This is a genomic window from Methylomonas rivi, from assembly GCF_024505165.1.
Taxonomy (GTDB): Bacteria; Pseudomonadota; Gammaproteobacteria; order Methylococcales; family Methylomonadaceae; genus Methylomonas; species Methylomonas rivi.
Genome location: NZ_JANIBK010000379.1, coordinates 1 through 532, shown reverse-complemented (window position 1 = coordinate 532; position 532 = coordinate 1). Strand labels below are relative to the sequence as shown.

Below are 532 nucleotides of genomic sequence, written 5' to 3'. Positions count from 1 at the left end.
AACCCGCCGAATCAATTCGCCGGTCAACACCTGGGCCGGCGTGCCGACGGCGGCCAGGCGGCCGTGCTGCAATACCGCGATACGGTCGGCGTACAGCGCGGCCAGATTCAGGTCGTGCAGAATCGCCAGTACGCCGGTATTTTGGGTATCGGCAAAACGGCGGGCGATGGCCAGCACGGCGTGCTGATGGGCCAAATCCAGCGCCGAGGTCGGTTCGTCCAGCAACAGATAGCGATGCCATTCGCCGCACGGTTCCCAGATTTGCGCCAATACCCTGGCCAGTTGCACGCGTTGGCGTTCGCCGCCGGACAGCGTGGTATAGATGCGTTCGGCCAAGTGCGCAGTGTCGGTGAGCGCCAATGCCTGAGCGGTTACGGTGAGGTTTCGGGCATGGCCATGGGTTTTGCGGTGCGGGCTACGGCCCATCAGCACCACTTCCCGAACGCTGAAGCGGAAGGCCAGTGCCGAACTTTGCGGCAACACTCCGCGCATCCGCGCCACTTGGCCGGGGTCCCAAGCCGGCAGCGGGCGG

At 65.2% G+C, this 532-nt stretch carries 1 protein-coding gene; it reads right to left on the bottom strand.

All coding sequences use genetic code 11. The annotated features are described in order from the left end of the window. A partial coding sequence (locus tag NP596_RS21835) for an ATP-binding cassette domain-containing protein (RefSeq protein ID WP_256617472.1) occupies positions 1 to 532 on the bottom strand: 532 nt, incomplete at both ends.